Raw genomic sequence first — 16,570 nt, forward strand, 5'->3', positions numbered from 1 at the left:
AGCCGACCAAGAGCAGCAGTGGCTACTCACCAGCCCCAGCGCGAACCCAGCAACGCACTCACTCGCAGCTTGACATCCATAGAGGCATCAAGCGGGCCTACGTCTTCCACGGCACCGTCACCATCGCCGTGATCTGGCTCTGGCTACGTCCATGATCCGCCGGACCGAACCTGGCGGTGAGGTGTTCGAAAACCAGTGGAACAGCGCCGCCGTGCGCCGTTACCGTGCTGCCGAACCAAGTCGTCTGGTCAAGGACACGCCGTTGTACACCCTGTGAGACCTCCCGAGCGCTGATCTGTCGCGCGTCGCGCATGTGCGCCGCGCTGCTTTTTGCTGCGGACTTCTCACGGAAACCGGTGTACTTCTGTGCTCAATAACTGGGTGGTCGCGCCCACCTGCCTGCCGCTTGTTCGCCGCCGTTGCCACACGTGCGCGTCGGAGCAATTCCGGGCAAGCGGTAAATTTCGCGTCAACGCAAACCACAAGCTCATCGACGCCTGGCTCCTCGCGCTCTGTACCGTTTGCGGGGAAACTGCAAAGCTCACGGTCCTGGAGCGGATGAATGTGCGCTCCGTACGACCTGAGCTGCTGGACCGGCTGCATGACAATGACCTCGGCCTGACGGCTGAGCTGCTCCAGGATCCGGTCGTGCTGCGCCGTAATCGCATCGCCCTCGACTGGGACAACGCCTGGCGCCTCGACACCGGCGGATCGGATCACCTGGACCGCGAGGTGATCGATGTCTCGGTCCGCTTTGCGGCCCGGATCCCTGTCCGGCCGGTGCGACTGATCGCTGAAGGTTGCCATCTTTCAAGGGCCGAGGTCGAGAGACTGATCACGGAGGGGAGACTCGTTTCGGCAGTCCGGCTGAGCGGCAAGCTCTCCGGCGACTTCACCTTCACGCTCAAGCGCTGAGTCCTCCTCAAAACCAAGGGCCTGTTCGGCAAGATACGCCGGACAGGCCCTGTACGGCATTCGTCCAGCACCCGTACGCCGTGGCACGCCGCGGGACCGGAGGTCCTGGGCAGTATCGAGTACGCAGTGAGCGTGCTGGGCTGCCCGCTGGTCGTGGTCCTCGGCCACGACTCCTGTGCGGCCATCGCGGCGACCCGCGCCGCCGTGAAGGACGGTACGCCCGCCCTGCCATCCCCACGCAAGGGCCCAACGGCCCTAGCGGCGTCGGACGTCCGTTGGGTTCACTGCGGTGGACCGCATGCCATGGGCCGGCCCAACGGCGGCTCCGGGGGCCGGGCCGTGGCGTGTGGAGCGTGCGGTCGGAGCGGGCGGTGCGGATGTGCACAGGAAGGGAATGCGTTGATCGCGGTCGTCGGACACAGAGACCTCAACAACAGAACTCTGGCGCTGGTGGAGGCTGAACTGAGAGCGCGGCTGGACTCCGTGGCAGAGGGCATGGCCGCTCTCGTACGGGTCGGGGCCGGGCTGCCGCTCGTGTTCGGGCGCGCCGCCCGGGAGGCCGGACGGAAGCTGACGGTACTGCTGCCGGCCCAGGGTGCGGTGCCCGCGGTGCTGCCCGAGCGGGACCGGCCGGCCGCAGGGGAACTGCTGGTCCTGGCCGAGAGCGTACGGCTGCTGGCTTTTGATCCGGCCGACCGCAACGCCTGTGTCAGCGCCGATGAACGTCTGGTGGAGACGTGCCGGACCCTGCTTGCCGTGTGGGACGGTTCGCCGTCGGACGGCCGGGACGCCACCGCACATCTGGTTGCCTTCGCCCGGGCGCGTGGAATCCGGGTGGAGGTCGTCTGGCCGGACGGCTCCGCGCGGGGGTGGGCATGAGTGCGTCGGCGCGTGAGTCGGAGATGGTGGCGCAAGCCCCCGAAGCCGATGACCGGGAGGTTCGCTCCTGCGAGGACCGGGCGAACGACGGTGCTTCGGGGACGAGCGACGCGCGGGAGCGGATCGGGGCGCGCCGGGGATTCGCTTGGCTGCTGGTGATCACTGCCGCCCTCGGGCTGCTGGGCTCCTTCGTGATCACTACCGACAAGTTCGAACTGCTCGCCGACCCCGGCTTCGTCCCCGCCTGCTCGCTGAGCCCCGTGGTGTCCTGCACGAACGTGATGCGCAGCGAACAGGCGTCGGTGTTCGGCTTCCCCAATCCGCTCATCGGGCTGATCGCCTTCGGGGTGGTGATGGGGACCGGCGCGGGCCTGCTGGCAGGTGCGCGCTACCGCCGGTGGTATTGGCTGGGGCTGAACCTGGGCGCCCTGTTCGGCGTCGGCTTCTGCATGTGGCTGATGACGCAGGCGCTGTACGACATCGGCGCGCTCTGCCTGTGGTGCGTACTCGTGTGGGTGGCCACCATCTTCATGTTCTGGTACACCACCGTGCACAATCTGCGCCATGGCGTTCTGCCGGCCCCACGCGCCCTGGTCGCGGCGGTGCTGGAGTTCCCCCTTGTGGTGCCGGTGACGTGGTGCCTGGTCATCGTCATGCTGATAGCAACCCGATTCTGGTCGTACTGGCAGACGTTTCTGTGACCCATACGGTGTCGTGATGGATGTGCGTGGCCGGGACTCCGGCGGTGGCCAGCCGGCCGGCGACGGCCCGCACCAGGTCTGTTGTGGATGCCTCGGGTGCCAGGGCCAGATAGACGTGCTGCCGGGCGGCGGCTCCGGGACGCTGCGCCAGTATTCCGGCCAAGGCCCGCAGACCGGGATCTGCGGAGGTACCGGCCGGATCGGTCTGACCGGCCGTGAGGACGGTCAACCAGGGGCGTCCGCGCCGGAACGCCTCCAGGAACGCCGCGTCGTACCCGCCCTCACCCACCCCTTCGTCCAGCAGCAGACGCACCCGGTGCGCACGGAACCGTTCGGCGTCGATCTGCTGGAGCAGCGCCTTCATCGCGGCCCATCCGGTACCGGAGGCGATCAGCACAACGTCGGCGGACGGGGTGCGATCGGGCAGGGCAAGGGCGCCCCGCGGTGCGCTGAGGCGGACAGTGCCGCCCTCCCGCGTGCCGTGCACCAGCGCATCGCTCACCCCGTCGGCACCCCGGGCCCGTACATGGAACTCCAACTCGCCGTCCGGATGCGGCACGCGGGCCAGATAGTAAGGACGCCATGCCTGCTCCAGCAGCGGCGACTCCAAGGACGCGAACTGCCCGGCCTTGAAAGCGTAGGGCTGATGGGGGCGCACCCTCAGCACCGCGAGATCCCGCGTACGGAACTCGTGGGAGGTTACCGTCGCCTCCCAGCTCGGCGGTTCGGCGATCGCCTCGTCCGCGCCCCTGACCATCGCCGAAACGGCCAGCCGCAGCATCCGCAGCCAGGCGTTCTCCAGGGCACCGGTCCACCGGACGCCCGCACGGATGCGCAGCGCCTCGATCAGCGCTGCCTCGAACGCGTCGAAGTGCGCGGGGCGTACACCGAGCTTGCGATGGTCGCGACCCAACTGCGCGAAGGTGCCGATCATCTCGTCCGTACGGTGCAGATTGCCGATCAGATAGCGGAAGATTCCGGCGAGATGGGCCTGCTGGAAGGCCATCGACTCGGGGAACAACGACCGCAGGTACGGTTGCCGCTCGAACAGAATCCGGTACAGCTCGGCGATCAGCTCCTCCAACGGGCTTACCAGAGGCAGGAATGCGCTGATCAGCTGCTGGTCGGACGTTCCGTCGTACGGCTGCGGTGCCTCGGCGCTCCACGGTTCGGCGCCGACTCCGTCCGGGGACAGGATGCGTCGTCGCAGCCGCATGGCGTCATGCCGCGCGAGCAGTGCGTGGTAGTCCTCGCTCGGAGTGTTCATGGACCGGTGACTCCTTGGGGCAGGACTGTGGGGTGGGGTGGTTGGGGCGGAGAGATGTCCGTCATGCCCGGACGATCTCGGCGGCGTCAGTATGGCACCGCGTCCAGCCTGCCGACCGGCCCTGGTCACAGAGCCTTTCGGCCCTGTTCAGAGCCTGTTCGTAGAGGTTGCCGAACACCTCGTCGCGCACCCGCACCGGTACGCCGAGGAACTGCTCACCGGAACACCGCGGGGCTGGGACCGGTCTACGGGCGGTCAGCCCACGACAGCTCGGGTGCCCAGGGTCCGGCGGTGTGGTTCCGGAGGCCGGCGCGGGCAGGGCCGGTCGGCTGCCGAATGTGCACGGAAGTAGGGCCGGTTGGCCCTGGGGGAGGTGCCCGTCGGTCCCTGGAGGGCGTCGCGGGCGGCGACCAGCATGGTGCGGCCGGGAAGGTCCGGTCCGTCCCCTCGTGATCCGCCGGACCTTCCCGACCGCTCCCCGGACACGCCCCCGTGCGACCGGGGAGTGTTCGGAGAACTGCCACAGTTGGAGGACACGGTCCGGTGGACGCAATGGAATCGCAGGGCAAGCAGGCCACCCACGCATATGGCCCCAAGCCCCCCGGCCCCGGGGACGACCCCACCGACGCGCAGGCCGCCACCGCCGACGCGGAGGCCACCGCGGCCGGTCGTCGGCCCACTCGGTCGGGCAGCACGCAGCCCGGCACCGCTCTGCCGGGCCGCTCCTCGCGCGGCCGGATCGTCGTCAAGTGGCTCACGACGACGGACCACAAGCAGATCGGCACGCTCTATCTCGTCACCGCGTTCTTCTTCTTCCTGATCGGCGGCGTGATGGCACTGGTGATGCGCGCCGAACTCGCGCGTCCCGGTACGCAGATCATTTCCAACGAGCAGTTCAACCAGGCATTCACGATGCACGGCTCGGTGATGCTGCTGCTGTTCGCCATGCCGCTGTTCACGGGATTCGCCAACTGGCTCATGCCGCTCCAGATCGGCGCACCCGATGTGGCCTTCCCGCGACTGAACATGCTGGCCTTTTGGCTGTTCCTCTTCGGCTCACTGATCGCCGCCGCAGGGTTTCTCACCCCGCAAGGTGCTGCCGACTTCGGCTGGTTCGCCTATGCTCCGCTGTCCGACGCCACCCATTCCCCGGGCATCGGCGCCGATATGTGGATCATGGGCGTGGCGCTGTCCGGCTTCGGTTCCATTCTCGGAGCGGTGAACTTCATCACCACCATCATCTGTATGCGTGCCCCGGGAATGACCATGTTCCGGATGTCGATCTTCACCTGGAACGTACTGCTGACCGCCGTACTCATCCTCCTGGTCTTCCCGGTCCTCGCCGCAGCACTCCTCGCGCTGGAGATGGACCGGAAGTTCGGCTCGCACATCTTCGACGCCGCCAACGGAGGTGCGCTTCTGTGGCAGCACCTGTTCTGGTTCTTCGGGCACCCTGAGGTCTATGTGCTGGCTCTGCCGTTCTTCGGCATCGTCTCCGAGGTCATTCCGGTCTTCTCCCGGAAGCCGATGTTCGGTTATATCGGCCTCGTTTCCGCGACGATAGCCATTGCCGGTCTCTCCGTCACCGTCTGGGCCCACCACATGTATGTCACCGGTGGTGTGCTGCTGCCCTTCTTCGCCTTCATGACCTTCCTGATCGCCGTACCGACCGGAGTGAAGTTCTTCAACTGGATCGGCACGATGTGGAACGGATCGCTGTCCTTCGAGACGCCGATGCTGTGGGCCACCGGATTTCTGGTCACCTTCGTCTTCGGCGGGCTGACCGGTGTCATCCTGGCCGCACCGCCACTGGACTTCCACGTCTCCGACTCGTACTTCGTGGTCGCCCACTTCCACTACACGCTCTTCGGCACAGTCGTCTACGCGATGTTTGCCGGATTCCACTTCTGGTGGCCGAAGTTCACCGGAAAGATGCTCGACGAGCGCCTGGGGAAGATCACCTTCTGGGTGCTGACGGCCGGATTCCATCTCACGTTCCTCGTGCAGCACTGGCTCGGTGTGGAGGGAATGCCCCGCCGGTACGCGGACTATCTCGCCGCCGACGGTTTCACCGCCCTCAACACCCTGTCCACCATCGGCTCATTCCTGCTCGGGCTGTCGTTCCTCCCCTTCTTCTACAACATCTGGAAGACCGCTCAGTACGGCAAGAAGATAACCGTCGACGACCCCTGGGGTTATGGCCGCTCCCTGGAATGGGCCACCTCCTGTCCTCCTCCTCGCCACAACTTCACCGCCCTGCCCCGTATCCGCAGCGAGTCCCCGGCCTTCGATCTGCACCATCCGGAGATCGCCGCACTCGACCCCGCCGCATCGCACTGACCCCTGACCCCGCCCACCACCGATCCCCGCCCCCGAGGAGAGTGCTGCCCGATGTCCCATGGTGTTCTGGCGCTCGGCATCGCCGTGCTCTGCGTGTCAGGCAACGTCTGGTACCTGCCCGCCTGCATCGATCTGCGTGCGGGCCAGGACCGGCCGCGCTCCCGCCGGCTGGTCGCGGCCGCCGTACTGGCCGGGTGGGGATCGGCGGCCCTCACGATGCTTGTGCTGCTCATGCCGGTCACCCTGGTCGCGGCCGCGCTGGTGGCGGTCGCGGGTGCCACCGCCACGGTGTCCCTGGCCGTCCGCGCGCGGCTGTGCCGAGGCCAGGAGCAGTGTGAAGAGTCGGCCCGCTGGGCCGCGCTCCTTCGTTCCGGGTCGCTACTTCGGAACCCGCCTGGCAGTTGTTACCCGGAAGAGTGACAGTGGACGGCCGGCTTCCCCGGCGTGCAGGGAAGCGGGGGAAGGGGCGGCCGCAGAGGTCAGAGCCGCGAGGGTGAGCAGTGCGCACACGGGGTAGGCCCAGCCGAGCACGACGAGGGGCCATGAGTAGTCGAGCGAGATGATCTGGGGATGGAGTTGTGTCAGCCAGAAAGCGAAATGGCAGGGCAGCGTCGTCGCCCAGGCGGCCTGGGCGGCTGCGCGCCAACGGGTGCGATGCGGGGTGTGGAGGAGCCAGAACAGGGCGGGGAGGGCCCAGACCCAGTGGTGGCACCACGAGATGGGGCTGGCGAGGAGGCCGAAGAACTGCACTGCGAGGAGGCAGCCGAGCCGGTCGGACCGCCGTGCGCTGCGCATCGCGGCGAGGAGTGCCAGGACGCCCACCAGGGCGGTTGCCGTCCACCATGGGGCGGACATGTCCACATCGTGGCCGAGGGAGCGTGAAAGCGCCCCGCGCAACGACTGGTTGAGCCCGGACCCGACGGGGCCGACCCGTGCGGCATCGCCCACCGCGTGAAGCCAGAAGTCACGGGAGGGCCCTGGCGCCAGCCACCATCCGATCGCCGCCGCGGCGACGAACACCACGGCCGACCACGCGGCAGCTGTCCAACGCCTGCGGATGAGGAAGTAGAGACCGGTGACCGCCGGGGTCAGCTTGATCGCGGCCGCGACACCGACACCCAATCCCGCCGCGGCTGCCGAGCGCTGCCGGACAGCGAGGACGACCAGGGCCGCGAGCAGCAGATTGATCTGCCCGAAGGCGAGTGTGGTGGTGACCGGTTCGGTCCACATCAGGGCGGCGCTCCACAGCAGTACCCGCTGCCGGTGCTGCTCGGGCGCCGTGTCCGGGGCGGCCAGGCGCAGGCTGCCGTGAACGAAGGCGACCAGAGCCAGGAGTGAGGCCGTGGTCCAGGCGGCGGCCGCCAGCGGGAACGGGAGCGTGGAGAGGGGAAGGAAGAGGGCAGCGGCGAACGGGGGGTAGGTGAAGGGCAGGCGGAAGATGTCGGGGCCGGGCAGATCGAGCCGGAAGGCGTACAGGTCGCCGGCGAGCAGATGGGTGGAACCGGTGCGGTAGACCCGTAGATCCACCATGCCGGAACGGGTGCAGGCGGGGATCCACACCAGCAGCAGCATCACCAGGGAACTCACGGCCAGCACCCATGTCGCTCGGCGGGCCAGCGCGGACCGCACCGCCGGCAGGGATGGCCACCGAAGCTGTGGGTCCTGCGGTTCTTGGCCACGTGGCGGAACGACGCTGTCGTCCACGGCGGTTGTCATGGTTGTGCCCTCCAACAACTTCGCTCGATCGCGGGCGAATGCCCGGGAAGCCCCGGCCGGAGGACCTCTGCCGACCGGGGTGCCGCCCTCACGCCGCCATCAGGGTGAAGGCGCCGGGAGCCGGCCTGTTTCGGCGGCTCCGGTCATGGCGAGGGCCGTCTGTGCCCGACCCCGCTGAGCCGTCCATGCCAGCAACACCACGGTCACCGACCCCCCGATGACGGCGGCGACCACATAGGTCCAGGTCGGCCCCCGGCCCGCGGGCAGCACCAGCAGGAGCAGAGCGACCACCGCCCCCTTCGCCCGGGCATCCGCCAGAGTGCGCCACGCCACCACAGCCAGCGGCACCCCGCCCCACAGCAGGTACCACACCTGCACTGCGGGAGCACAGATCACCAAGGCCAGCAGCCCCATTGCCGCAGCGCGTTCCGCCCCCGTGCGGGGAGCACGCCCTATGAAGAACACCGCCGCGCCAAGCCCCGCCAACGTCCCGACCGTACGTGCCGCGCTCACCGCCCCCGGCGCCGCGTTCGATCCCAGGTCGGCCGCGATCCACTCCAGCACTCGCCCCACGTCCGTGCTCACCGACAGCAGCGTGTACACCTCGGACGGCGTATGCATGGTCCGCAGCCACCCCCAGCCCTGCCCGCACAGGGTCACACCCAGCCACAGCGTCCCGCCGGCCACCAGGGAGATCCCCAGAGCACGACCGCAGCGCCGCCGCCAGCCCGGCTGCGCGGCCACCGCCACCATCGCCGCACACCCCAAGGCCACCGCAGCGGGGGCCTTCACCAGCACGGCCCCTATCAGCACCGCCGCGCCCAGACCCCATCGCCCGGAGCGGAAGGCCACGAAACCGGCCATCATCAGGCCGACCATCAGTGCCTCGTTGTGCGCCCCGCCCACCACATGCGCCAACACCAGCGGATTGAGCGGCGCCGCCCACCAGGCCCCTCCACCGCCGGCACCCGTCCGCACCGCCAGCCGCTGCACCGACCACGCCAGGAGGGCCAGCCCCGCGAGTGCCACCAGCCGCATCCCCACGACCGCGGCGGCCACATGATGCTCCCCGGTCACGGATACCACGGCTTGGCTCACCAGCACGGACACCGGCCCGTACGGGGCCGGTGCGTCCCGCCACATCTCCGGGACATTGGCGGCGAGCGAGCCGCCCAGTGCCGCCGGGCCGACCTCGTAGACATTCCAGCCGCGCTGGGCCAGCGCACCCTGGGCCAGGTAGCTGTAGACGTCAGCGCTGAACAGCAGTGGCGCGGGCAGCAGGGGCAGCGCCCAGCATCCCAGCGTGCTCCACTGCTGCCTCCGGCTCATCACCGCACCGGCCCGCAACAGCGTGCCCAACTGCCACCAGGCCCACACCAGCAGCCCGAGTCCGGCATACGCCGCCGTCGCACCCATCGCTGTGAGGAGCGGGCCCGGTGCTCCCCACACCCCGTCCCGCACGCCTTGCGGCAACGCGCCGGCGCCCCACGCACCCGCTGAGAGCAGCACGGAACCCCACATGCCCCGAAGCGTCCATACCCGGACCGCGCTCCCCATCGCTCTCATTCGGCCCAACGTAGATCCTTCCCCGGATCGCCCAACCAGCACTCGTGAAATTGACGGCGAACTCAGGATGTCGGCCTGTTGTCCACGGTCGGGTCCGTGACGGGGGCCGTGCGACAGTGCCCGTTTGACAGACCCTCACGGACCGGGCGGAGCCGTGCGCGTCCGTCGCGGCCGCTCTTCGTGATCTCGGTTGCGGTGACCCTCCGTGGCTCTGGCGCCGACACTGAAAGTGATCCAGAACCTAGCCCACCGACAATCGTTTCAGTGGTTGTTTACGGGAGATTTCACTCCATTCATCTGCGCCGCCCAGGATTCGCCGCGGGCACGTCGTACATCGTCACGGCGTGCCCTTCACCTTGTGGCGAGCAGGAAGGACGGCTGCTGATGCGGCCCACAGTTCGGCGCGTACGGCCGGTTGGCGGATCAGGTGGACAACGGCTCGCGGGGGCAGCGCTTGCCGCGCTGCTCCTCGTGAGCGGCAACCTGACGGCGGCGTACGCCGAAACAGGTGCGGAGCGGCGCACACCAGGGCAGAGCGGGACGGCGGGCGCCACGAGTCTGCCGACCCTCAGTCCCGGCGACGGGGAGTATCTGGAGGGCACGCAGAAGGTTGCGGCCACGCCGACGCTGGCGGGTGACTCCGTGACGGCGCTCGCGGTCGACGGGAAGGCGATCGACGGCGAGCGGACGGTCGGTGTGTCCCGGCTCAGCTTCGACGTCGGGTCGAACTCGACGGAGGCCCGCTACCACAACTACGTGCTGGTCAACGGCGAGTACCGGGCCGACATCGGCGACCTCGTCAACGAGCGGGCCACGATCGAGATCCCGAACCAGCACCTCGTCAAGGGCGAGAACAAGATCGAGTTCTTCGCCGGCACGGTCGACAGCTCGTGCGGTGTCAACCACGACGACTTCGTGCTGTCCGACATCAGCCTGGACCTGCTCGGCGAGGTCGCGGACGGTGAGGAGAACGAGTACACGTACTCCTTCGGCGACGGCAGTTGCGGTTCCAACACCTCGCTGCTGACGAAGGCCGCACTCAGCTTCTTCGTCCTGGGTGAACCGCAGGGCACCACCGGCCTGCAGGGCGACCTGGACACCACGAAGCTCGCCAACGGCGAGCACGCCCTCACCGCGACGACCACCTCGGGCAAGACCGTCAAGAACACCGTGACGGTGAACAACGCCCCGGTGGGCGCCCCCCGGCTGCTGCCCAAGGACGGCACGCTGGTGGGTGGCCGGCAGCCCGTGTTCGCGAACGTCCCGGCGGGCGCCGAGGGCGGCGTCGAGTCGCTGACCGTGGACGGTGCCGCCCCCGTCACCGATCCGCACCTCGGCAATGGCGCGGCGACCTTCTCCTTCGACGTCGGGTCGAACTCGATCGACGACCGGAACGACAACTATCTGCTGGTCAACGGCAAGCGCATCGACCTGGGCGGCACCTGGGTGAGCCAGCGGGTCGACATCGCGATCCCGGCGCGTTTCCTGGTGCCCGGTGACAACACCGTCGAGGTCGTCACCGGCCCGTACAAGGAGAGCTGCGGCAACAACCGCGACGACTTCGACATCTCGCGTCTGGCGCTCGCCTTCGAAGGCGGCACCGTCACCGGTCGCGACATCGCGGACTCCTACGCCATGGGTGATGGCACCTGCGGCAGCAGCGACACCCGCCTGCGCGAGGTGGAGCTGCACTACACGATCGACGCCCCGGCCGTGCACGTCTCCGACACCCTCGGCTCCGGCAACGCGACCCTCGGCTTCACCGTGGGCAGCAACTCGATCGAGGCCCGCTACCAGAACTACATCCTGGTGAACGGTCAGAAGCACGTGCTGGACGGTGACCTGGTCAGCCGGCACGTCGACCTGGCTTTCCCGAACGAGTGGCTCGTCCCCGGCTGGAACACGGTCGACTTCGTCACGGGCACCTATCCGACGTCGTGCGGCGCCAACCGCGACGACTTCGCCCTCTCCGACATCACCCTCACCCCGGCGAACGGCACTGCCGCCGGCCGGATGCTCAAGGGCTCGTACAGCCTCGGCGACGGCAATTGCGGCGACAACGTCAACCCGCTGACCGAGATCGACCTGGAGTTCTTCGTCGAGGGTCCGGCCCAGGGACTCCGCGCCGACCTCGACACCACGAAGATCGACGACGGCAGGCACACCCTGGCCGCGACGTCGAAGACCGGCAAGGCCGCGACCCGGGTCCTCGTCACCGACAACTCCGCGCCGCGGGTGGCTGCCAGCGTCCCCGCCGCCGGGCAGAAGATCACCGCCTCGGTCGTCCTCGACGTCCGGCTCGAGGACCTCTCCGGCGTGGTGAACGGCCCCGACGTCAAGCTCGACGGCAAGCCGGTCCAGCTCGGCGCCCCGGTGGGGCCTGGCCTGTCCGCCGGCGAGCACACCTTGACGGTGTCCGGCACCGACGGCATCGGCAACAGCGGCGCCCACGAGGTGAAGTTCACCTCCGCCGGCATCCCGGACGTCCCCGCCGACCTCACCCCGAAGTCCGGCACGGCCGACGCGGGCAACAGCGTCAAGCTGTCGGCGAAGGTGGCCGAGCCCGACGGCGGCAAGGCGAGCGCCACCTTCTCCGAGGCCGAGATCCTCACCCCGAACCAGGTGTACCAGGGCACGGCCGGGTCCGTTCCCACCACGCTCCAGGTCAAGGGCGAGAAGAAGGTGACGGCCGCAGGCCTTGCCCCCGCTGACGGCAGGACGCTCGACGCGCCGGCCGCCGAGGACGTCACGTTCCAGCGATTCGACGTCCAGGTGAAGGGCCACGTCGACGCGCCGGTGCTGCGCTGGCAGGGGGTCATCGACCCCGAACGGCTCGCCGCGCTGCGCGTGTGGAACACCGCGACGAAGAAGTGGGACGTCCTGACCAGCGCCCGCGGCGCCGCCGAGGGCGACACCGTCCTGACCGCCGTCGTCGACCGGAAGTACGTCGACCGGCAGCAGGTCCACGCCATGGTGACCGGCGAGGATCCGTTCGCCGACGACATCGACGCCGGTGACCCGAACCGGTTCGCCGACCCCGACTCGTACGACTTCTCGATCGTCCACTACACCGACACCCAGTACCTTTCCGAGGGCGCGGTGGAGCAGGAGACGCCCGAGGAGCGAGCGGTCTGGGAGAAGGCGTACGGCGACGTGTCGCGCTGGATCGCCGACAACAAGGACAAGCGCAAGATCGCGTACGTCGCCCACACCGGCGACATCATCGAGAACAACATCCGCAAGCCCGCCGACGAGGCCATGCAGCGTCAGGTCACCGGCGAGCTGGAGCTGTCCTCGAAGCAGCAGAAGATCCTGGACGACGCGGGTGTGCCCAACGGTGTGATCGCGGGCAACCACGACAACCAGTCGGGCACCGAGAACGGTCCGGACGCGATCTACAACAAGTACTACGGGCCCGAGCGCTACCAGGCGCTCTCCAAGGGCTGGAAGCACGCCGAGTACGGCGGCCCGTGGCGCGAGGGCGACAACCAGAACCACTACGACCTGTTCTCCGCCGGCGGCCTCGACTTCGTCGTGGTCGGCCTCTCCTACGGCGTGACGCGCGAGGAGGCCGAATGGGCCGACTCGGTCTTCAAGCGCTACCCCGACCGCAACGGCATTCTGCTCTCGCACGACTACCTCGCCCCGAGCAGCAACTCCGACGGGCGCGGCGCCCCGTTCTCCGCACCGGATGGCTCGATGCTGTACAAGAAGGTGGTCCAGGACAACCCGAACGTGTTCCTGATCCTCGCCGGTCACGAGCACGGCGTCGGCACCAACGTGAAGCCCAAGGTCGGCAAGGTCGCACACGACGTCGTCGAGCTGCTCGCGGACTACCAGTTCTACACGGTGTCCGCGGACCGGCTCGGCCTCACCAAGATCGGCGGCTACAAGCCCGACGACCAGCTGCAGTTCGGCGCGAGTTTCTTCCGGATGCTCCAGTTCGACGTCGGCCGCTCGGAGCTGACCGTGGACACTTACTCGCCGCTGCTCGACGAGTTCGGCGCCACCGAGTACGACACGAACCACCGCTACAACGGCACCGAGGACAACATGGTGCTGCCGATCGACCTCAGCAGCCGCAAGACGACCTTCAAGACCGACTCGCTGGCGCTCTACGACCCCGTGAGCGTCATCGGGAAGACCGAGGTCGACTCCGGTGGGACCGCCTCGGTGACCTGGAATGGACTGAGGCCCGGCACGACCCACGCGTGGTTCGTCACGGCGCGCTCCACCGGCGGCGGCGTGACCGCCTCCGAGCCGAGTGCCTTCGTGACCAAGGACGCCCATGGCCGGCCCGGCGTCTGGGGAGCGGACGTGCCCGCGTACCCCTGGTTCACGTCGTCCACCGACCGGCGCTGACCGGTTGACCAGCCGGTAGCACCTGTCCGGCGCCCACGCCCGCCGTCCCGGACCCGACCGGTCCGGGACGGCGGGCTCGCCGTCGTTCGCCCGTCGACAACGAGAACCGAGATCTCCATGCGTCCCGCCTCCCTGCCCACGCCAACGCTCCTGCCCTCTTCCTGGCTGCCCCGGCTGCCCGCCGCGCTCCTCACCACCGTCGCGGCCCTGGTGGCCGTGCTCGCCGCCGGCCTCGCCCATCCGTCCCGCGCCGCCGCGCACGACGTGACCTCAACCGCGTACGTCGAGGTGAAGGGCACCGGAGCAAGTGTCGAGGCGACTTTGGACCTCGAATACGACCTGCTCATGAAGTCGGCCTGGCTCTACGCCGAGGCGTACGAGGCGAAGGACCGCGCAGAGCAGCTGCACCAGCTGAAGACCAACGCCGGCGCGGTGACCGAGTACGTCACCGGACGCTTCGCCGTCACCCACGACGGCAAGGCCTGCACACCCCGCCGTGCAGGCGACGCGGACATCCACACCCGCGGCACCCGGCCGTTCGCCGTCCTCACCCTGGCCTACGACTGCGCGGGCGGCGCCGACGGCACGTACACGATCTCCAGTGCCCTGTTCCCCGACACCGAGAGCTTCGTCCACAGCGCGGAGACGATCGTCCATTACGACATCGACGGGCAGAGGGGCTCCCAGGTCCTGTCCGCCGCCGAACCGACCCTGGAGACCGGCGGACACCACGAGTCGCACCAGATCGTGGAGTTCTTCCTGCTCGGCACCGAGCACCTCCTGTTCGGCCTGGACCACATCCTCTTCCTGCTGTCGCTGCTCATCGGCGCCCGAGGCCTGCGCGACATCGTTCTCGCGGCGACCACCTTCACGGCCGCGCACAGCGTCACGTTCCTCTTGGCCGCCACGGGCGTCGTGAACGTGCCGGAATCCGTCGTGGAGCCCGTCATCGCCGCCTCGATCGCCGTCGTGGCGCTGGCCAACGTCGTCCTGCGCGACCGCGAGGGGACCGGGCGCTGGCGGCTGCCGGCCGTCTTCCTGTTCGGCCTCGTCCACGGCCTGGGATTCGCCGGCGCGCTCGGCATCGACGAGAACCGGTCCTGGGAACTGCTGCTGTCGCTGCTCAGCTTCAACGTCGGCATCGAGGCGGTGCAATTGGGCATCATCGCGGTGGGGTTCCCGCTGCTGGTCCTGCTTCGCCGGACTCCCGCACACCGCTGGGCCCTGCCCGCGATGACCGCGCCCATCGTGATGGTCAGTCTGTACTGGTTCTGTGGCCGGGTGGCAGACGCGGTGTGACCGAGTGGCTCCCGGACGCCGAGGGGCACCGTCACCTCAACGGCGCGATCACCCCCGCCCTCCCGGCTCCACCCCGGTCGCCGGTCGGTCCTCCACCCGGGCGGCGTTGTCACCCGCGGAGGAAAGGCTTGACGTCATCGGCCCGCGGTACCGCCACCCCCGGCAACCGGGGTGGCATGGAGAGGCCTCGGCGCCGAGACCGAACGCTTCCTCGCCGCTGTCGTCGAGCCGATAGCCCAGCAGGTGGCTCGTGCAGGGCCTCCGACCAGGCATTCGTCCAGGGGGGACCTAGGTCCCCCCTGGAAATGGGGGACAGGCCCAATGTTCCCGGAGCGGTCGCAGGACAGACTCATGCCTGCAGGGACCAAGAGGTTCCGAACCGAGGAGGCCCGGATGACGACACCCGCACCGTCCAAGCTCTGGCAGCCGCCACTGCAGGGGCTGGCCCTGGCGGCACAGAAGGTGCCTCAGCTCGCTCTGTTCGTCCTGATGGTGATCTCCCTGGTCTATCTCGGCCTCGGCGTGGGCGTCCTGCTCCTGCCGCTGGTCGTGGCCGCCGTCAGGAAGCTGGCGAACCGGTCGCGGAGGCTGGCCCACGCCTGGTCGGGGGTCCGGATCGCCGAGCCGTACCGTGAACTGCCGCCGCGGGAGCCCGGCTTCTTCGGCCGATGGCGACGCTGCCGGCAACTCCTGTCCGACCCCGCCACCTGGCGGGACATGCTGTGGACGATCGCCGACCCCGTCGTCGGCACCGTCCTCGCCCTCATGCCGGCGGCGCTGCTCGTCTACGGACTGGAGGGCCTGGTCTTCCCGTTCGTCTGGGACGACCTGGTGTCCGCCGGATACGACGACCACTACGCAGGACTGATCCATGTGCACGGCGAGACCGGTCTGCGCACCTGGCTGATGCCCTTCGTCGGCATGGGGTTCATCGGGTTGGGGCTGTGGGCAGGACCCAAGCTGATCACGGCCCATGGCCGCTTCACCCGCACCCTTCTCGGCCCCCACCCGAGCGCCGAACTCGCCGCGCGGGTCGGTCATTTGACCCGCACCCGGGGCGCGGTCGTCGACAGCCAGGCGGCGGAGCTCCGCAGGATCGAGCGCGACCTCCACGACGGGGCGCAGGCCAGGCTCGTCGCGATGGGCATGAACCTCGATGCCGTCGAACAGCTCCTGGACTCCAACCCCGAGGCGGCGCGCGCCCTGTTGATGGAGACCAGGGACTCGTCCTCCAAGGCGCTGAGTGAACTCCGCGACCTCGTAAGGGGAATCCACCCGCCGGTCCTCTCCGACCGGGGTCTGGGAGACGGCGTGCGCGCCCTGGCACTGGACAGTCCGCTCCCTGTCGATGTGGAGGTCGACCTGCCCGGCCGGCTGGAGGCCCCCGTCGAGCAGGGCGATTGCAAAGTCCCGGTGAGCTCGTGAGTGTGCAGGTCACGGCGGTGTGACGATGCGGGGTGTATGCGCGACCGGACACAACGAAGCTCCGTTGTGGAGGTGACCTTGCCAAGTCGCCTGCGCCCAA

The 16,570-nt window shown here is 68.8% G+C and carries 11 protein-coding genes; 8 read left to right on the forward strand and 3 right to left on the reverse strand.

The genetic code is table 11. The annotated features are described in order from the left end of the window. Window positions 1–366 precede the first annotated feature (366 nt). The 3 genes from AB0N06_RS07745 to AB0N06_RS07755 all read left to right on the forward strand — a co-directional run bounded on the left by AB0N06_RS07745 (window position 367) and on the right by AB0N06_RS07755 (window position 2,495). Window positions 367–915, forward strand: a complete 549-nt coding sequence (locus tag AB0N06_RS07745; RefSeq protein ID WP_366133796.1) for a DUF1062 domain-containing protein — start codon at window positions 367–369, stop codon at window positions 913–915. 399 nt (window positions 916–1,314) lie between these two features. Then, the gene (locus tag AB0N06_RS07750) at window positions 1,315–1,794 is read left to right on the forward strand and encodes a hypothetical protein (RefSeq protein WP_358859938.1); all 480 of its coding nucleotides are present in this window, start codon (window positions 1,315–1,317) and stop codon (window positions 1,792–1,794) included. Then, window positions 1,791–2,495 (forward strand): vitamin K epoxide reductase family protein, encoded by a 705-nt coding sequence (locus AB0N06_RS07755; RefSeq protein WP_366133797.1) that lies wholly within the window; start codon window positions 1,791–1,793, stop codon window positions 2,493–2,495. The genes AB0N06_RS07750 and AB0N06_RS07755 overlap by 4 nt, the downstream gene beginning before the upstream one ends. Here the strand turns inward: AB0N06_RS07755 and AB0N06_RS07760 are convergent. After that, window positions 2,446–3,762: a globin domain-containing protein gene (locus AB0N06_RS07760; protein WP_366133798.1), complete on the reverse strand. Its 1,317-nt coding sequence runs from the start codon at window positions 3,760–3,762 to the stop codon at window positions 2,446–2,448. The genes AB0N06_RS07755 and AB0N06_RS07760 overlap by 50 nt on opposite strands. A gap of 543 nt (window positions 3,763–4,305) precedes the next feature. On the opposite strand from AB0N06_RS07760, the gene ctaD reads away from it, so the two are divergent. Beyond that, on the forward strand, window positions 4,306–6,102 hold the full coding sequence (gene ctaD / locus AB0N06_RS07765; RefSeq protein ID WP_366133799.1) for a cytochrome c oxidase subunit I: 1,797 nt from the start codon (window positions 4,306–4,308) through the stop codon (window positions 6,100–6,102). A gap of 51 nt (window positions 6,103–6,153) precedes the next feature. Continuing rightward, window positions 6,154–6,522, forward strand: coding sequence for a hypothetical protein (locus tag AB0N06_RS07770; RefSeq protein ID WP_366133800.1), 369 nt, complete (start codon window positions 6,154–6,156; stop codon window positions 6,520–6,522). Here AB0N06_RS07770 and AB0N06_RS07775 read toward each other — a convergent pair. Continuing rightward, a complete protein-coding gene (locus tag AB0N06_RS07775; RefSeq protein WP_366133801.1) occupies window positions 6,481–7,689 on the reverse strand; it encodes a glycosyltransferase 87 family protein in 1,209 nt (402 codons plus the stop codon). The genes AB0N06_RS07770 and AB0N06_RS07775 overlap by 42 nt on opposite strands. Window positions 7,690–7,917: 228 nt before the next feature. Further along, window positions 7,918–9,384: a polyprenol phosphomannose-dependent alpha 1,6 mannosyltransferase MptB gene (gene mptB / locus AB0N06_RS07780; RefSeq protein ID WP_366133802.1), complete on the reverse strand. Its 1,467-nt coding sequence runs from the start codon at window positions 9,382–9,384 to the stop codon at window positions 7,918–7,920. Between the two features lie 471 nt (window positions 9,385–9,855). Between mptB and AB0N06_RS07785 the strand changes: the two genes are divergently transcribed. The 3 genes from AB0N06_RS07785 (at window position 9,856) to AB0N06_RS07795 (ending at window position 16,470) form a co-directional block, all read left to right on the forward strand. Further along, window positions 9,856–13,746 (forward strand): metallophosphoesterase, encoded by a 3,891-nt coding sequence (locus AB0N06_RS07785; RefSeq protein WP_366133803.1) that lies wholly within the window; start codon window positions 9,856–9,858, stop codon window positions 13,744–13,746. A 117-nt stretch (window positions 13,747–13,863) separates the two neighbouring features. Beyond that, a complete protein-coding gene (locus tag AB0N06_RS07790; protein ID WP_366133804.1) occupies window positions 13,864–15,045 on the forward strand; it encodes a HupE/UreJ family protein in 1,182 nt (393 codons plus the stop codon). Window positions 15,046–15,438: 393 nt separating this feature from the next. Then, window positions 15,439–16,470, forward strand: a complete 1,032-nt coding sequence (locus AB0N06_RS07795; protein WP_366133805.1) for a sensor domain-containing protein — start codon at window positions 15,439–15,441, stop codon at window positions 16,468–16,470. Window positions 16,471–16,570: the final 100 nt, after the last annotated feature.

The organism is Streptomyces sp. NPDC051020 (assembly GCF_040683105.1).
Lineage (GTDB): Bacteria > Actinomycetota > Actinomycetes > Streptomycetales > Streptomycetaceae > Streptomyces.